This window comes from Mesorhizobium sp. M7A.F.Ca.US.005.03.2.1 (assembly GCF_003997795.1).
In the GTDB taxonomy this organism is placed as follows: domain Bacteria; phylum Pseudomonadota; class Alphaproteobacteria; order Rhizobiales; family Rhizobiaceae; genus Mesorhizobium; species Mesorhizobium ciceri.
On record NZ_RZRP01000675.1, the window covers coordinates 1 to 3,518 of the forward strand.

General features: G+C 56.9%; 2 protein-coding genes and 1 pseudogene. 2 read left to right on the forward strand and 1 reads right to left on the reverse strand.

Annotated features, from left to right (window positions below; translation table 11 throughout):
- A partial coding sequence (locus tag EN991_RS28100; protein WP_206519269.1) for an aminopeptidase P family N-terminal domain-containing protein occupies positions 1-298 on the reverse strand: 298 nt, incomplete at its 3' end.
- Between the two features lie 258 nt (positions 299-556).
- Here EN991_RS28100 and EN991_RS40015 point away from each other — a divergent pair.
- A complete protein-coding gene (locus tag EN991_RS40015) occupies positions 557-712 on the forward strand; it encodes a hypothetical protein (RefSeq protein WP_164548527.1) in 156 nt (51 codons plus the stop codon).
- Positions 713-867: 155 nt separating this feature from the next.
- A pseudogene (locus tag EN991_RS28110) lies at positions 868-2,324 on the forward strand (MFS transporter).
- Positions 2,325-3,518 lie beyond the last annotated feature (1,194 nt).

The window sequence follows — 3,518 nt, forward strand, 5'->3', positions numbered from 1 at the left end:
GATGTGTATAGGTTTCAATTTCCTCGATGCAGCTATATGAACGTACTGCCTGCTCGTCATATTCTCGGACAACAAATATCGGGACCCGACCCGGCATCAGAATAAGAGGGAAAGGCGCGAAATATCCACCGCTCCCATCGTAGCCGCTGAGATACTTCAAGTGGCCGTGCGCCGTTACTACGATTGCGTCCAAGCCTGCCGTAGCAACCGCATCCAGCACATTGTTTTGCCGGCGCTCATACTCTGATATCGGAAACGGTACACCAGTCAGAGGAATTGCGGAGCGTGTCGTCGCCATATCTCACCTCAATCAGTGTGTCGTGGTTTGGTTGCGCAAAACGCGCGATCGCGTCCATGTTCGAAATTGAACAAAAGCTTCGCCGGCTCATGCGGGGTGACAATCCCCTTTCCTGGCGGCTAGCGTCAAATGCTGTTTTTATATCGGCTGCATCTCGCAGCGAGATGCGCATAGTGCCTTCATCGGCCGCTCAATGCAGGCAACGCTGGTCTCCGACAGCTTTGTTCTCGCCAGAGGATCGCCGACAAAGGCGCCGAGTTGCTCGGCAAGCTCGTCAGCCTCGGCCAGAAGAACCATGCTGACGACCTTGAGCTTGGCAGCGAGTCGGCGCGCCTTCGCATTCTTGCCGGCGAAGCCGCCGACGCCGGGGGAACTGTGCCGGCGCCACGCAACAGCATGTTTGCACTGATGTAAGGCCGCTGCGACACCAGCGACGGCTCTCCGCCGCCACCTCCGCATCTCGCTACCAGATGACACTAATACAAAGACTGCATTTGGCGCATCCGACGTGTAAGAGGATCGTGTCGCGCGAAGTGGTTAAGCTTGGCGGAACCGAATCGGTCGGAGCAATGAGCAAAGCGGCGGGCGCAGATGCGGATGTAGTTTCGCCGAAGACGTTTGCGCCGCTCAGGAATACGACATTTCGCTCAATCTGGTTTAGCCTCTCAAGTCTCTTCCCTTGGCTGGCTGATGCAGACCGTTGCTATCAGCTGGCTAATGGCAACGGTTCCGACCTCCGATCTGATGGTTGCGCTCGAGCAGGCTTCGTCTAACCTGCCCGCTTTCATTTTGTCCATTTTCGCTAGGGGTTCTCGCCGACAACTTCAGCCGTCGAAGAGTCATGTTCGCCGGCCGATGCCTAATGGTAATAGCATCCGCGATGCTACGGCTTCAGTGGTGCTGGGCTTTATCGCCCCGTGGATGATCTTCGGCTTCAGCTTCTTGATCGCAAGTGGTGCCGCGCTCAACGATACCGCCTGGCAGGCTTCTGTTGGCGATATTGTGGACCGACGCGAAGTTCCCGCTGCCGTCACCCTCCTCTCCATTGGCTTCAACACTGCACGGACCGTGGGACCGGCGCTCGCGGCATCATGATTGCGTCGTTCGGACTTATGACGGCTTTCGCTATGTTTACACTCACCTATATGATCCCTTTGGTCACCATATGGCGATGCAAATGGAAGGTTCGCTCCTCACTTCTCCCACGTGAGTCAATGAGGACGGCCATCTATGACAGGCTGCGCTTCACAGCGATGTCATCGGAAATCAAGACGGCGATCGCCCGCGGAACCTTCTTTGGCCTGTCGGGCATCGCCATACTCGCACTGCTGCCATTGGTTGTCCGCGATCAGCTGGGCGAAGGACCGCTCGCCTATGGCACCATCATCGCCGGCTTCGGCACAGGCGCCGTCATGGCTGGCGTCGCCAACAGCCTATTAAGACGGAGCTTGTCAGAAGAGCAACTAATGACGCTGGCATGCGTCGCCTGTGCGGCGTGCTCCCTTTTTCTGGCACTGCCTCTTCCATTGCGAGCGGCGTCCTGTTTCCCCTTCGCGAGGGTCGCGAGGCCGAGCCCGACCCTTTGGAGGAATTCGACGCGCCGGCAGTCGCCCTCAGTCTCAAGCCGAGAAGCGGCCCCATCGTGGTCAAAGTCGAGTACCTCATACTCGTGGAAAATCTAGAAGAATTCCTCGCCATGCGCGGGTGCCGGCATGTACAGAGTCGCGTTGGTGCTCGGCACTGGACTCTCCAGCGCAACCTTCAGGAGCCTGTGCTATGGACGGAGACATTCCGTACGCCGACCTGGACCGACTACCTTCGCCTGAATCATCGCCTTACCGAGGCCGACAAGGAACTGGACGAGAGAATCATCCTCCTCCACAAAGGAAAGCATTCTCCACGAATAACATTGTCAATCGAGCGCCCCACGAGTGCTCCACGCAAGCCTGAGTCATCAACGCCTTTTTTCCCCCGCCATTCAACGAAACGGCCAGCGTGCCACCGCAGGCTGAATGAAGATACATAAGAAGGCACGTCAACTGCTAACCACATCGGGCGGGCAACAAGCATCGCCGCCTTCGGGTATATGACAGACAGAATGTAGCGGACTTGAAAAATGAAAGGCGCTCACCCACCGCCAACATTTCTCGGCTGGTTCCCGGCATTCAAGGTCCTGCGGCTATACGCGAAGGCGGCAAGCCGCGTTGAAGTCGTCGATATTCAGTCGCATCGAAGGACAATGACGTGTTGCCCTGATGCCACTCTCTGCGAGGTTAGCTTGTTTCTCGGATGAGGAGACAGACAATGGTCTGCCCCCTGAAAGGTCCTCCCTGAGGTATGTGTCCATTCTTGAACTCGGCTCGACAATGATAGCGAACCCTGTTGACCGTCGCACTGTCAGTCTCGAATCAAGTGCTCTCCTACAGCAGATGCGATTATCGCCAATGCGTACTGGTAGCGCCCGAAGCGCGCGTTATCGGCAGCCGCCGAGGGCCGTGATGCGGCCGCGATCGAGCCTTGTAGTAACAGACGCGCTCTCCGGTGGTCGGGCCAGCACCTTACCCCTCTTCCCTATGGCCCCAAGGCAGAGCAATTGCCAATGCGGGACATCCCGCTTCTAAGTCTCCTGCAACATTATTGGAGGCCGCGACGGCCCTGCTCGTGACGATCAGGGGTGGTCGCCGCACACCAGCGGGATCATTGCCCCACAAGCGCATCCAGATTCCGGCCGGGCGTTCCGCTGTCAATATCAAAGTCGGCCGGCGGGCGCTAAAGTGTCGATCCTCACCTTGCCGCCAGGTGAGTTCGACCGATATGTTCCTGCTACAATGGTAAGCGGCCTATACTGTCGCATCCTCAACAGTCAGCGGGAGACAGGACGACCCTATGTTCGAGCTCCCTCCGTATGGACTCCTCTGAATATAACAAGGGCTTGTATTCGCCCCGTTGCCAATCGTGATTGAGGTCACGATAATGACTTGAGATCGGAACACCCGACTGACCTGGATTGTTAATAAAGAGACTGTCATCCCATGACCCAACGTCCATGATTATCCGCACTGACGGTCCTTCTGAAACAGAGAATTGGCCGCTTCGGTAACTCGAAAAATTGAGCGTTGAGCTACTTCCGCCGAGGGCTATGGCGCCCAACGACCATTGTTCAGACGTCAGTGCCTGCAGAGGGTGGCGCAAATCAAGCTTATGTATACTGCCCCATGCC